Origin of the sequence: Colwellia marinimaniae (genome assembly GCF_002207865.1) — a bacterium.
Taxonomy (GTDB): domain Bacteria; phylum Pseudomonadota; class Gammaproteobacteria; order Enterobacterales; family Alteromonadaceae; genus Colwellia; species Colwellia marinimaniae.
On the sequence record NZ_BDQM01000051.1, the window covers coordinates 1 to 14,117 of the forward strand.

At 38.7% G+C, this 14,117-nt stretch carries 9 protein-coding genes; 5 read left to right on the forward strand and 4 right to left on the reverse strand.

The genetic code is table 11. The annotated features are described in order from the left end of the window. Window positions 1–241 precede the first annotated feature (241 nt). A complete protein-coding gene (locus tag MTCD1_RS21305) occupies window positions 242–451 on the reverse strand; it encodes a hypothetical protein (RefSeq protein ID WP_159459919.1) in 210 nt (69 codons plus the stop codon). A gap of 483 nt (window positions 452–934) precedes the next feature. Here MTCD1_RS21305 and MTCD1_RS17295 point away from each other — a divergent pair, with 483 nt between their 5' ends. Further along, entirely contained in the window at window positions 935–2,185 is a 1,251-nt protein-coding gene (locus MTCD1_RS17295; RefSeq protein ID WP_057181838.1) for a hypothetical protein, read from the forward strand. Window positions 2,186–2,385: 200 nt separating this feature from the next. Here MTCD1_RS17295 and MTCD1_RS17300 read toward each other — a convergent pair whose 3' ends face one another. Beyond that, the gene (locus MTCD1_RS17300; protein ID WP_057181837.1) at window positions 2,386–3,144 is read right to left on the reverse strand and encodes an outer membrane protein assembly factor BamD; all 759 of its coding nucleotides are present in this window, start codon (window positions 3,142–3,144) and stop codon (window positions 2,386–2,388) included. A 174-nt stretch (window positions 3,145–3,318) separates the two neighbouring features. Between MTCD1_RS17300 and rluD the strand changes: the two genes are divergently transcribed. From rluD to clpB, 3 genes are all read left to right on the forward strand, one after another. Next, entirely contained in the window at window positions 3,319–4,299 is a 981-nt protein-coding gene (gene rluD / locus MTCD1_RS17305; RefSeq protein WP_057181839.1) for a 23S rRNA pseudouridine(1911/1915/1917) synthase RluD, read from the forward strand. Further along, window positions 4,274–5,209, forward strand: coding sequence for a peptidoglycan editing factor PgeF (gene pgeF, locus MTCD1_RS17310; protein ID WP_057181836.1), 936 nt, complete (start codon window positions 4,274–4,276; stop codon window positions 5,207–5,209). The genes rluD and pgeF overlap by 26 nt, the downstream gene beginning before the upstream one ends. 212 nt (window positions 5,210–5,421) lie before the next feature. Beyond that, the gene (gene clpB / locus MTCD1_RS17315) at window positions 5,422–7,998 is read left to right on the forward strand and encodes an ATP-dependent chaperone ClpB (protein WP_057181835.1); all 2,577 of its coding nucleotides are present in this window, start codon (window positions 5,422–5,424) and stop codon (window positions 7,996–7,998) included. A gap of 124 nt (window positions 7,999–8,122) precedes the next feature. On the opposite strand, the gene MTCD1_RS17320 is transcribed toward clpB, so the two are convergent. After that, the gene (locus MTCD1_RS17320; protein ID WP_057181834.1) at window positions 8,123–8,614 is read right to left on the reverse strand and encodes a hypothetical protein; all 492 of its coding nucleotides are present in this window, start codon (window positions 8,612–8,614) and stop codon (window positions 8,123–8,125) included. Window positions 8,615–9,046: 432 nt separating this feature from the next. Here MTCD1_RS17320 and MTCD1_RS17325 point away from each other — a divergent pair, with 432 nt between their 5' ends. Continuing rightward, entirely contained in the window at window positions 9,047–9,592 is a 546-nt protein-coding gene (locus MTCD1_RS17325; RefSeq protein ID WP_057181833.1) for a PEP-CTERM sorting domain-containing protein, read from the forward strand. Window positions 9,593–10,399: 807 nt separating this feature from the next. On the opposite strand, the gene MTCD1_RS17330 is transcribed toward MTCD1_RS17325, so the two are convergent. Then, the gene (locus MTCD1_RS17330) at window positions 10,400–13,525 is read right to left on the reverse strand and encodes a S8 family serine peptidase (RefSeq protein ID WP_057181832.1); all 3,126 of its coding nucleotides are present in this window, start codon (window positions 13,523–13,525) and stop codon (window positions 10,400–10,402) included. Window positions 13,526–14,117: the final 592 nt, after the last annotated feature.

Below are 14,117 nucleotides of genomic sequence, written 5' to 3' on the forward strand. Positions count from 1 at the left end.
GACATTTTGAAAAAGGTGTGTAACATAGTGGATGTATTCATGAATATTGACGTCAATTGGGTTTTAGAGAATTTAATGATCGCCGATATTCATGGGTACACCTAACCTTATATAACTATTTTTATGATTTTTTTATTAAAAAGTTATGGGGATTCGTCAGCATCCATGGGGCTTAACATAAGCATCTATGCTTGTGATACTCGCTTTTATCACTTCAGCATGGCATCACATTACCAATATTTTATGACTGCCAATACTTGCCAATATGGCAATTGAGCACTAAACAAGCCAAAATCGCCGAACCTGCGTGGTAAAACCCTGACATGATTGAAAGTGCGCAGGTGTTTTCATCAGGGATGGTGAAAAAGCGGTGTTGGACAGGGATGTTCATTAACGCGGCTCCTCGAAGTACTTGATTGAATGAAAGACTAGGTTTACTCGTATCATCCATGATACTCACCGGCTGCGCAGACTAGCTAAAGCTATTCAAAAATGTTCCCTACATTTTTGTTATTCACAGCGTGGAGAGTCCAGAGAGCTTAACTTAGGCGTAACGCGGTAGTCCTCTTTCTCTCTGGGTGTTGTCGCCACCGCGACGCGAAAGAAATTAAGAATACGGGCGATTCTTAAAGACTATATTACATCAAGTCATACATAGTCAGGGCCTAAATATGTTAGCCGAGATGGCCATTATTCTCTGTTTTGTTCGCCTAACATCAGAAGTGAAATTACAGCAAAATTGCAGATAAATCCGTTAAAAGTGTCGGCTTATTTTACACTTTTGTCACAAGCAAAATCAAGCACGTTAACAACTGATTAATAAATATACTTAATTGTACTCTGGTGCAATTTATGCAGCTTTTTCTATGACGAATTTTTTATATGAATAATACCAAAGCTGTTTAATGGTTATTCAATAACATGAGGAAACGTTATGAAATACATTATTCAATTCATCTGCTTAGTTATAGCCATAGCTACTAGCTCGTCGGCTATGGCGACAGCCATGTGTAGCTTCGATGATGTAAAACTAGATTTTGTACAACTGGCATATGACCCTGATGGTGATGCCCCTGACGCCCTTTTTGATGTTGGCGCTGGCAATGGCATCAGTGCTACCGATTGCATACTTTTACTAGGCAATGACCAGCCATTACCTAAAGATCACAATATTGGCGAATATCAAGACGGTTTACTCAATGGTGAGGTTTGGCATAGTAATAATAATGGCAATAGTCCTGCTGACCCATTGTTAACGCCGTATAACACCTTATTTGACCCCTTTTATGACTCAGAAACTCCGGAAACGCCACTAGCTGAAAACGGAGATGAAGGTTATAACAATATTCTATTTATTAACCCTGAAACAGATTTACAAGACTTAGATGATACTGATGGTAATACCAACAAAACAGATCCTGGTTGGGTTTTCTTAGGTAAAGATGATGGTGACATCAAGGATTCAGAAGGTAATAAAGATGGTCAGGGTGATGGTTTTCAATATTCTGATACCGGTGTTGACATCGTTAATAACCTTATTGAAGATATGAATGATCCTAATTATAATAATTTGACCGGCATTGCTATTGAAAACCTATTAAACATAAAATTTACCTGCTTTGATGATTTATCTGATCCTTTGAGCGTCTTTAATTTGGGTGATAGTGATAGTGAGGGTGAAAAAGACTGTACTATAGGTACTTGGTCTATCATGCCTGACTTCGATATCGTAGATAAGTTAGAAGAGCTTTTTGGCGATGGTGTTTTTGATCATTTAGCCTTGGTCTTTAAAACGGGTAATGTTTGTCACCCATCCCAAGTCGACGGAGATGATGTCGAAGGCAAAGGCAAAGGCAAAGGTAATGATAAAGACAATAGTAATGATTGTATAGATGCGCTTGAAGGTCCGCAATTTGCTATCTATGATTTTAATTTTACTGATATATTCAATAGTTTCCCAGGTGGCAATGCGGAAGAAGCCTTACAGTCACCTTATAACATAGGTGGTACTTTTAATTTATTCAATACCTTCCACGGTCATGGTATCTCTCATATCTCAGTTTGGGTGCGAGATCCTGCAGGTTTCACTACTACTGAAATGCCAGAACCAAAATCAACTATGTTGATGTTGTTAGCTGTTGCTTTGTTGGTGCTACGTGTTAAAAGTAAACATACGTTATTATAAGCTTTAATTAATGCGGTATAGAATAAAGGGTGATTTGTTAGTTTGAGTAAACTGTAAAGGATCCTGACACTGTTGAAATAACGACTTAAATTACTTAATAAAAAAACGCTGAATTACCTTGGTAATCCAGCGTTTTTATTTGTTTTCTAGCTTAATGAGCCGTTTAACGAACAGCTTTATAAATTAGTTTATATCACTAATTATCTCACCAATGGATTGTTTGGGTAATTTGCCGCCAGTACTTGCAGAGCATTTTTCTTTAAATCATTTAGCGCTAACTTATCGTAACTCTCAATCATTATCTCAAGGGCTTGCTCTATTTCAGGGCTGGGCGCAAAGTATTCAAGAATATAACGACCACGATTTGCCGCTGAAGCATAAGCTTCGCGTTTAATGTAATATTTTGCGACGGCTAATTCGTATTGTGCTAGGCGAGACTTTATCGAAATCATGCGCTTACGTGCATCGGCAGCATATTTACTGTCCGGAAAATCAGTGACTATACTCTTAAAATCCTTAAAAGCGCTACGTGAAGCCTCTGGATCGCGATCGGTACGGTCAATACCAGCTAAGTCTTGAAATAAGTTTTCTTCGGTAGAAATATTGATCAGTGCACGCATATAATACACATAATCAATATTTGAGTTATTTGGGTTTAATCTTAAAAACCTGTCGGTTAAAGCTATACCTTGGGCTGCATCACCACTTTTATAGTAAGCATAAATTAAATCTAGCTGTACTTGGTGAGAAATAGGACCAAAAGGAAAGCGAGAATCAATGGCGCCAAGTATTTGAATGGCCTTTTGATATAACCCATTATCGAGTGCTGATCTAGCATCAACAAATAATGATTGTGCCGACTTATCCGGGACTTTCTCAATGTCAGCACCAGAGGAAGAACAGCCAGTTAGGGCCAAAGCTAAAACGGTTAAAATAATTTTTACTGTCAATTTTTCCATGAAATTTATTATCGCTACTTTGTTTTAATTAAAATAAATATCAAACCACCGCGTAAACGGGTAAAATGTTTCTATATTTAAGAATATGCATTCTACCCTAGCAACCTTACCTTGCACAGTGCAAATGGTAATTTGATTAATTCGCTAGGTTTAAACCAGTTTAAAGAGAATTTAATGTCAGAAATCATTCAACATAAAGATACCGTGCCTGAGTCATGTCTAGGTAAACGCTTTGACCAAACATTAGCGAAAATGTTTCCTGATTATTCACGTTCACGGATAAAAGAGTGGATTTTAGCCGGACAAGTGCAGGTAAATAGCGAAGTGCTTACCCGTCCGCGTGAGAAAATGTATGGTGGTGAAGTTGTTGAAATTAATGCTAAAGTTCAAGCTGAATTACGTTTTGAACCTCAAAATATTCCATTAAATATTGTCTATGAAGATGAATATATTTTAGTGATAAATAAACCAGTAGGTTTAGTTGTTCATCCTGGTGCCGGTAATCCTAATGGGACTTTGCTTAATGCTTTATTACATCACTACCCACAAATCGATGTAGTGCCAAGAGCTGGTATCGTGCATCGTCTTGATAAAGATACTACCGGTCTAATGGTTATCGCTAAAACTATTCCCGCGCAAACCAACTTAGTTGAAGCGATGCAATTACGTGAAATTACTCGTGAGTATGAAGCGATTGCCTGTGGTGTTATGACCGCAGGTGGTGTGGTTGATGCGCCAATTGGTCGTCATTCTACTAAGCGTACACAAATGGCAGTGTCATTTGTTGGTCGTCCTTCAGTAACACATTACCGTGTTTTGGAGAAATACCGTTTACATACCCGTTTACGTTTACGCTTAGAAACAGGAAGAACGCATCAAATTCGTGTTCATATGTCTCATATTACTCATCCGCTAGTGGGTGACCCTGTTTATGGTGGTCGTCCTCGTCCACCAAAAAATGCCACACCAGAGCTGTTAACGAAATTGCGTAGTTTTAAACGCCAAGCATTGCACGCGGCTATGTTATCTTTATTTCATCCGATAACCGGAGAGGAAATGACTTGGCATGCTGATTTACCAGAAGATTTTGTTGAGCTAATTGAGCTTCTACAAGAAGATAATAAGCTTAATGCCAAAGACGAATACTTGTCCTAGTAAAATGGCTCATGATGAACATGAGCCATTTCAATTTACCAACTCTACATTTGAGCTGGTAAATTGGCCTGCTTTACCTACCTCTAGAATTAAACATAAGTCCTCATCTGCCACTTCATCGCAAGTAAGCGATAAAGTTCTTGCTCTACAAACAACCCGAATTCCTCTGCAACAGGCATTGCCACTAAAGAAAAACGGGCAAGTTTCAACCGCCACCCCTTTTGATGGCTTTAATTTAGCTTTTCATGTCGGCGATAATGTAAAGCAAGTTACTTCTCATCGTAATGTGTTAAAGCAATTTATTAACCAGCAACTGATCAATAAACAAGTTACGCCAAGTAAGCCGTTAATCGAAGAAGTTAAAATTCAGTGGCTTGAGCAAGTTCATGGCAATAAAGTAGTAGAAATTACTGCCGTAGATGAGCAAGTGATAATGGCCGATGCTAGTATCACTCGTCATAAAAATGTTGCTTTGGCAATAATGACTGCCGATTGTCTGCCTATACTACTAAGCAATAAAGATGGCAGTGAAATTGCTGCTATTCACGGTGGTTGGCGTCCATTAGCCGCGAATATTATTGAAAAAACCCTAGATAAAATGCACAGTAAGCCAGCTGAACTGGTCGCTTGGCTTGGTCCATGTATTGGTAAAGATGCTTTTGAAGTGGGTAGTGAGGTTAAAGAGGTGTTTACTCAGCAAGATATGATTTTTAATGATGCTTTTATAAAGCAAGCTGGTGGTAAATACTTGGCTGATTTACAGAAAATTGCCCGACTACAGTTACAATCTTTGGGCGTTACTGCTATTTCATGTTTAGCTGAATGTACCTACCAAGCAACAGATAAGTATTATTCCTATCGCAAGGAGAAAATAACAGGTCGTATGGCGAGTCTTATTTGTCGGCGCTAATTTGTCGGCGTTAAATTGCAGAATATAATTGATCCAGGTTTACTTTTGCAGCAAATATTTTAGTCAATTAACCGACAGCTTATTGTTTTATATCAATCTAATATTGAAATTCCATTGAAAAATAATCTTTTAGCCTTATAACATAACTATACGTTAGGGGAATAAGTCATACTAATAGGCTTAATGAATCCACTTGCTATTAGGAGATAAAAATGCGTTTAGATCGTTTTACCCAATCATTTCAAGAATCCATTGCTGATGCACAATCACTTGCCTTAGGCAAAGATCACCAGTTCATTGAACCCATTCATTTGATGTTAGCCTTACTTAATCAAAACGGTAACTCTGTTATTGCCTTGTTAAAAAGTGCTGGTATTGATGTGCGCTCTTTGCGTCAGAAAATTGAAGCTGGCTTAGCTTCATTAGCGCAAGTGGAAGGTAGCGGCGGAGACGTGAAATTATCAGCGGCCTCAGGCCGAATTTTAAATCTATGTGATAAACATGCACAAAAAATGTCTGATAAATATATTTCTTCAGAAATGTTTATATTGTCTGCTATCGAAGATAAAGGCCCCTTAGGAAAAATTCTAATCGAATTAGGGGCCAATCAACAACGAATAAAGTCGGCGATTGAACATATTCGTGGTGGTCAAAAGGTTGAGGAACAAAATGCTGAAGGTGTTCGCCAAGCCTTAAATAAATATACCATTGATTTAACCGAGCTCGCTGAGCAGGGTAAGCTTGATCCCGTTATCGGTCGTGATGATGAAATTCGTCGTACATTGCAAGTTTTACAGCGTCGGACTAAAAATAACCCAGTACTCATAGGGCTACCCGGTGTCGGTAAAACGGCTATTGTTGAAGGTTTAGCCCAACGTATTGTTAACCATGAAGTTCCCGAAGGTTTGAAAAATAAGCGGGTATTATCACTGGATATGGGAGCACTGGTTGCCGGTGCAAAATATCGAGGTGAATTTGAAGAGCGTTTAAAAGCAGTGCTGAATGAATTGGCAAAAGAAGAAGGTCAAGTCATTCTCTTTATCGATGAATTACATACCATGGTCGGTGCCGGAAAAGCCGATGGCGCCATGGATGCGGGTAATATGTTAAAACCGGCGTTAGCTCGAGGTGACTTGCATTGTGTTGGCGCTACTACGCTTGATGAGTACCGTAAATATATAGAAAAAGATGCTGCGCTTGAGCGACGTTTTCAAAAAATCTTAGTCGAAGAGCCAAGTGTTGAAGATACTATTGCTATATTGCGCGGTCTAAAAGAGCGTTATGAGTTACACCATTCAGTCAATATTACCGATCCTGCCATTGTGGCGGCAGCAACGTTATCCCATCGTTATATTAGTGATAGACAATTACCGGATAAAGCCATCGATCTTATTGATGAAGCGGCATCGAGCATTCGTTTACAAATGGACTCTAAGCCAGAAGATCTCGATAGGCTTGAACGACGATTAATTCAGTTAAAGCTTGAGCAAAGGGCATTAGCAAAAGATGAAGATGAGGCTTCCATTAAACGCTTGGCTATCATCTCGCAACAAATTACCGACAAACAGCTAAAGTATGATGAATTAGATGAAGTGTGGACCACGGAAAAAGCAGCACTTTATGGTGCCCACACAATCAAAGAAGAACTTGAGCAAGCACGTATTGAACTTGAGGCGGCAAGAAGAACCGGCGATTTAAATCGTATGTCTGAATTGCAATACGGAAAATTGCCCGAGCTTGAAAAGCAATTAGATTTAGCTAGCCAAGCTGAAATGCAAGAAATGACCTTGTTAGCCAATAAAGTTACCGAAGTTGAAATTGCTGATGTACTCAGTCGTGCTACCGGTATTCCTGTTGCTAAAATGTTAGAGCAAGAGCGAGATAAGTTATTACATATGGAAGATAGCTTGCACCAAAGTGTTATTGGGCAGGATGAAGCCGTCACGTCAGTGGCTAATGCTATTAGACGATCTCGGGCTGGTTTGAGTGACCCTAGTCAGCCAATAGGTTCTTTTTTATTTTTAGGACCAACGGGGGTTGGTAAAACTGAGTTAACCAAAGCACTTGCCGAGTTTTTATTCGACTCTCCAGATGCTTTAATTCGTGTTGATATGTCTGAGTTTATGGAAAAACACTCAGTAGCACGCTTAGTTGGAGCACCACCAGGCTACGTTGGTTACGAAGAGGGCGGTTATTTAACCGAAGCGGTACGCAGAAAGCCCTATTCTGTCATTTTACTTGATGAAATAGAAAAAGCTCATCCAGATGTGTTTAATATTCTATTACAAGTTCTCGATGATGGCAGGTTAACGGATGGTCAAGGTCGCACTGTTGATTTCAAAAATACTGTTATTATTATGACCTCAAATATTGGCTCTGATGTCATTCAAGAGTTTGCTGGTGAGAGTCAATATCAGCAAATGAAAGCACAAGTAATGAATATTTTAGGACAATACTTTAAGCCTGAGTTTATTAACCGTATCGATGAGTCTGTGGTTTTTCATCCGCTGGTCGCTGAGCAAATTAAACAAATTGCTAAAATACAAATTCAAGCTTTGGCACAAAGATTAGCGGCACAAGAGCTCAATTTAGAAATAACTGATGAGGCAATATCGCTCATTTCTACCGCAGGTTTTGATGCTGTTTTTGGCGCAAGACCTTTAAAACGTGCTATTCGACAAATGGTTGAAAACCCATTAGCTCAAAAAATTCTCAGTAGTGAATTTGCCAAAGGCACTACCATATTAGTGAGTGTTGTTGAGAATAAATTGAACTTCACCTACCAATAGCCTTTTGTCAGCTTGTGGATAATTAAGTGAATGATTATCGCTTGTTGCTAATGCTTAGTCCTACCGTTTAGATAAGTAGGACTAAGTAGGACTAAGTAGGACTAAGTAGGACTAAGTAGGGATGCTATATATCTTTACTACAGTAAAGGCCTTCATGTTTTTTACTTAAGGTCAGTTTTTCTGCCTTTTCAGCTGCCGTTAATGGGCGACTGCCTATGCTACCATCGCTTTTTTCTTCACTAACATGAACATCATCTAACGAAGTTAACATCTTAATATTAAGTCGAGCAGCTTTGCAGTTCTTGGTAAAAGTTGCTTTGTTTTTGGCGGTAATATCGTCTTGAAGAGTTTCTTGCTGTGCAATGACTTGTGCCCGTTTATCTTTTTCAGCAAGTGCTTGTCTTTCATCTTTTGATAAGGCTCTAAATGACGATATAGTGCTTAGCTCAGTATAATCGTATCCTTGCGGCAGGTTTTGACTAAAATGGACAATATTATTTTTATCAATCCAACGATAGATAGCGATATCTTTTGCGTAAACACTGTTGATAAGCGATGAGCTAATTAGTGTTACCGCTAAGAAAATGCCTGTGAAAGATATTTTTTTAATACTCATAGGTGAACCTTATTCTGTAACTTATAGGTAATAGTACAACGGATAGCATAGCCATTATATCGCGCTAAGTAAGTTGTAATACCAATTCAAGTAGGTTTCTGAGTGGAAACAGACTTAATAAGTATAGCTTTGTTTTTGTCACCCTAAGCTAGCAAATTCTTTATATAATGACAATTAGTTACTTTTTTCAGCTTACTGACTCGAGTGTCGGTTTTTTTTACACTCTAATACTTAATTGTTAAGGGCTAGTTAACTAAGTGTTATTGTTTGGCTAAATTATTGTAATTTAAGGTAAATGTTATTTAGGCGTGATTATTGCTTTATACAGTGCAATGTCGGTAGTTACTTATACTAGTCGCTTAATACTTCTTAAGTAACACCGCTATTAACACTATAAAAAATATAATAGTCATAATATAAATAGGAAGTAACATGTTAAATAAATTAGTTTTACGCGCTTTATTCTCTGTATCATTAGCTTTTAGCTTTGTTGGAGTAACTAATGCAGCATTGATAACTCAAGATATTATTTCTGACACTAAGGGAGTTATTGGCTCAATAACTATTAATACATGGCCAGCAGAAGATGCAGGTGATGGTTTAAGTAATGTGTTTGTTTGGGAGGAATTCTCAATTTGGGGTTGGGATATGCAGGCACCAGCTATAGCTGATGGCTTTCAGTTTTTTGCTACATTTGATAGTACTGACCTTACTGCAGGTATTCAAGATTTGTACTTTGATTTAGATGATGACTATGCTGCTTACCCTTATGCTTATAGTGGCAGTGTTGGAGATATATTTAACTCTGGCGCAACAGGCTATGTGAACGTATTTGATGATAACCCTAGTGCACCAGTGCTTGAAGGCTTTTATACTGATGTTTATCTAGGTAAAGCTACGGTTGTTCCTACTCCTGCTACTTTAGTATTATTCTTAACTGCTATTGCTGGTTTAGCATCACGTCGTAAAAAGAGCTAATTTACCCTTAGTGGTGTTTTAAATATCGAGCAATTATCATTACTCGGTATTTAATTAAAAAAGGCTTTACTAAGGTAAGGCCTTTTTTATGCCTGTAACTTAGCTTGAGAAAGTACAAGCAAGTTAAAAGCAGCTAGTTACTCCCATACTCCTTATTTCATCGCCACTCGTTTTTCAACCTTCTAATTGCATGCACTAGCCCATTGAGACTTAGCAGCTAAACTTGTCGGGAATCTAGTCACTTAAACTATAGATTCCGGCTTAAATGACTACCGGAATGACGACAATCGCTATTTTGTTCTTATCCCGAGTTTGCCTTAGTTAACTTTCTTATAAAACTTACCCTCGCAAGCATGTTTAAGTCTGTCTAATTAGGGCTACACGATGAATAACTCTTATCAATTCTAAAGCTACGGAGTTTAACTAACCACTTTGAATACTTATGACTACTGGCTAAATGTCAATGAGGTCCATTGCCCGTTTGTGGCTAAGGAGATGGTTAACACGCGTTCTACATCGGTAAAGCTGCAGTGTGATGTTGTAATTTAATTTGAGCTGTGGCATTAGTCGAAGAGGTGTATAGCTTTAGTTTGAAATTTCCTAGCCAAGGTTAGACTGTTTTAAAGTAAGGCTATTTTAAAAGTAAACATTGAGAGCTTACCAAAAGCAGGTTAAGAGTAGATTAATTACAGAAGTCTTTAATAGCGAGGCAAATAAAAAGCCCACTTAAATGATTCAAGTGGGCTTTGCTAATGTTATTTAGCTAACGTATAAATAGCGTTAGCATTGAACAATAAGTAACTAAGACTAGTTATTTAATTCAAGGACAGTAGTACCTTCAGCTTCTCCATCAGCATTGAAGTAAGTTACCGCACCCATATACGTTGTACCCGTTGGTAAACCTCTGGTCATAATAGTAGTGTAATTAAAACGACCTGTAATGGCTCTACGGCTAGAGATAACACGAGTAGTGCGCTCTGCTTTATCTGCAATCCAACCAAGCATTGTGTAATCGGTAGCAGGTGCAGCACCGGTTGAATAACCATGAATCATAGTTAGATAAACATCACCAACACTCACATCTGCACGTGGCTCTGGGTTAGTTAAAATAACATTTTCATTTGAACCAGCGTTTAATGAGTTAGCAACTTGAGTACATGACCATTTATCACAACGGTAAACGTATAGATCAAGATCGCTATCCGCTTCTGTTACTAAAGCATCCGATAAGCTAAAGCGAGCTACTTGAGTACCAACAGGGATATGGAACATATGGTAGTTAGTACCAGCACCTAAAAACTCAAATTCTTTAGCTGGGTCTGCTTCAACAGTACCAGTTGTTCCAAATGGTGCTACCAAACCGGCATGTTTAATACTTGTTCTACCAGAGTAAAGCATCTTAACTGGGAAGCGGAAACGACCACGTCTAAGATCACCAGAGATAAGTTCAGGCACTTCAATTTTAACGGTAGGTACCGCTTTAATTGCTAGTGGTAAACGTACTGAGTGACCAGCACTGTCTGTCCAAGTAATAGCACCAAATTTCCAAGCATTAACTTCTGTGGTTTCTGTTTTACTGAACGTTAAGGCAAAACTCGCTTTACCGTCGGCATCAACATCTAAACTCGTTGTTGGCGTTTCATCACCATTGGCATCAAACGTTTGAATACTTACGTCAAAACCTGCAGGCGCTTCAATTGTTGCAGAGTAAGAAGATGCTGCAAGCGTTGCATTTGATACTGTTCTGAAAATAGTTTCAGCTTCAAGTAACTCGGCAATAGCGATTGATGGTAAGTTTAATTGACTTGCATCAGTACTAAAACCTTTGGTTGTTAGGTCAGCACAACTAGTATCGTAACCTGCAACAAAGCTTTCTTTGTCTTGACCACAAAGGAAAGCGAGGTAATCAGCTAGGTTAATATCAAACAATAAACCTGGATCTAAAGCTGAAACAGGTGCTACATGACCAGAGCCAAAATCATATGGGTCTGCTGGTGTAGTACCATCTTCTTTCGTTAAGTCTTGACGAGCAGTTGTCATCATTGCTGATTTAATTTGTGCTGGCGTCCAAGAGCTATTCGACTCTTTAAATAACGCCGCTAAACCGGCAATATGCGGGCTAGACATAGATGTACCTTGCAGGTACATAAATGTCTCACCTTGTGTACCAGACATTGGTGCAGACGTTGTTGCTGCTAAGATTTTAACACCAGGAGCAGTAATATCAGGTTTGATAATATCGTAAGTGTTTAAGTTTGGACCACGTGACGAGAACGACGCTATGGTATTACCCACTTCAACCACTTCACCTGAAGCCGCGGTATCAGTAAAAATTACTGCCGTGCTTTCAGCAAGAACACTTGCTGTTAATGCTTGGCCATCAGCAAAAGATATCATTGAACCCGTAATAGTTACTGCGGGATCTTCACCACCCATAGAAAATGGTGAGGTGCCGTCATAAGTATAAACAAGTGCACCAATCGCACCCGCATTTTGCGCATTGATGAACTTCTCAGTAAAAGCACATGAACCACGAGCAATAAGTGCTATTTTACCAACTAATTCATCTGCATTAGTTAAAGGTGCATCATTACAGGCTTCAACCGGTTCAGCTAAAGCAAGTTCACCGGCAAGACCAACTGTTGCCGGAGCAAAGGCTGCAGGAACTGACATCAGTGAAGTTCCGGCTAAAGAACCAGAAGTAACATCAAGCGCTTTACCTATAATAGTAGAAGTACCATTATAAGTAGATGCTGCGACACTGGTAACCCAAGGAGCAGGAGTACCAACAGTTTCTTTATCAGGACCACTATTACCTGCAGAAACAGCAACGAAGACACCGGCAGCGGCAGCATTTAACATGGCTGCAGACGCAGGCACTGTTAAGTCAGTTCTGCTACCACCAATAGAGTAGTTGATTACATCAACACCATCAGTTACCGCAGCATCGATTGCTGCCATAGTATCGCCACCGAAACAACCACGTTCTTTATTGCCTTCAGGACTAACATAGTCGCTATTCCAACAAACCTTATATACCGCAATACGAGCACGAGGTGCCATGCCTGAAACTGTACCTGCTGGAGCTCCTGAAAGTATAGCCGCTACACCTTCATTACCACCAGCAGTACTAGCCGTATGGCTACCATGACCGTCAGCATCACGAGGAGAATCAAATTCCCCTAAGCTATACTGAATATCGTATTGGCTGCTAAAGCTAGCACCAAAATAACGAGCACCAATTAATTTATTATTACAGCTAAATTCTAAATCAGTGCCGGTATCACAAGTACCCTGCCAACCAAGGTCGGCTGGATCTGAATATGAGCCATCATCGGCAAAACTAGGGTTTTCCGGCCATACACCCGTATCGATAACCCCGATAATGACACCTTCACCTTTTATATTCAGGGCGTGTTGTCCACCAGGCCCTGTTAAACCAAGGAATTCAGGAGTGTTTGCTGTGTTTACCACATGTAATTCATCTTCCCATATACCAATAACATCAGGGTGAGATTCTAATTGCGCTTTTTGCTTAGCATTAAGTTTGGCGGTGAAACCATTATAAGTATGTTTAAAAGAATGCAAAATTTCCAGTGAATCAATTGAACTTGCTACTTGCTTTTGTTTGTTTTCCATTGCTTGTGTATAAGCTTTCATTGCAGGGGTATAAGCGTTGTAGCGATTACCTGTATTTGCAACTAATTGATTGGTGGGTAACAGCTCACCAATATCTTGTGCTTGAGCAATACCAGTCTTACCCCTTAATTGAATAATATAGCCTGTAGTTTTATGTTTGCTATTAATTTCACTACCTACTGATTTGAACTTACTGATATCGCCAGTAATTTCATTAGCTACTACTGCATTGGATGCGCCAGCAGTGAGTGCTAATGTAATCAGACTCCCTATTATGGATTTCTTAAAATACATATTTATCTCCGGTTTATTGTTATATCTTCGCTGTGTATATTTATTACACTTTCTTTATCTTCATTGGCAAAAGCACAATGAAAAGTAGCGAGTAAAATATATAAGCAATAATAGTGCCTTTGTTACACAAATGTTAATAAGTGGTGTTGTTTTGGTACTTTAAGAGTGATGTATAGGATCAAAGCAGTTGCTACAATGTAAACAATGTAAAATATGTTTACATAAATATTTGCTTAAAGTGCAATAATAGTCAGTATATCTTCCTGTATATTGTATATTATTGGCTTATGTCTTTGTTTATATTGGTTTTTGTATGTTTTTGTTCTTTGTGGGTAGTTATGCGGTGACATGTAAAGAAAGCTGACACTGACCTGTAGCTGTTGATGTTTTGTACTTTATGTATCATTTGTAATCGAACAAACAAAAAAGTAAAATTAACGCTTGTGCTACACTCAAAACTCTATAGAATCCGCATCCAGTTCCAAGGGGTTCAGGGAAAATGAATCATCAACGAACTGTTTTGATAAGTTATCTACTTCCTTTTAAGGTAAATCAGCTAACTTAAGCTAACGTTTTAAAGTGTTTTAAAATA

Coding starts and splice junctions, on each gene's coding strand:
- MTCD1_RS21305 (WP_159459919.1), bottom strand. CDS start 451: ATGGATGATACGAGTAAACCTAGTCTTTCATTCAATCAAGTACTTCGA.
- MTCD1_RS17295 (WP_057181838.1), top strand. CDS start 935: ATGAAATACATTATTCAATTCATCTGCTTAGTTATAGCCATAGCTACT.
- MTCD1_RS17300 (WP_057181837.1), bottom strand. CDS start 3,144: ATGGAAAAATTGACAGTAAAAATTATTTTAACCGTTTTAGCTTTGGCC.
- rluD (WP_057181839.1), top strand. CDS start 3,319: ATGTCAGAAATCATTCAACATAAAGATACCGTGCCTGAGTCATGTCTA.
- pgeF (WP_057181836.1), top strand. CDS start 4,274: ATGCCAAAGACGAATACTTGTCCTAGTAAAATGGCTCATGATGAACAT.
- clpB (WP_057181835.1), top strand. CDS start 5,422: ATGCGTTTAGATCGTTTTACCCAATCATTTCAAGAATCCATTGCTGAT.
- MTCD1_RS17320 (WP_057181834.1), bottom strand. CDS start 8,614: ATGAGTATTAAAAAAATATCTTTCACAGGCATTTTCTTAGCGGTAACA.
- MTCD1_RS17325 (WP_057181833.1), top strand. CDS start 9,047: ATGTTAAATAAATTAGTTTTACGCGCTTTATTCTCTGTATCATTAGCT.
- MTCD1_RS17330 (WP_057181832.1), bottom strand. CDS start 13,525: ATGTATTTTAAGAAATCCATAATAGGGAGTCTGATTACATTAGCACTC.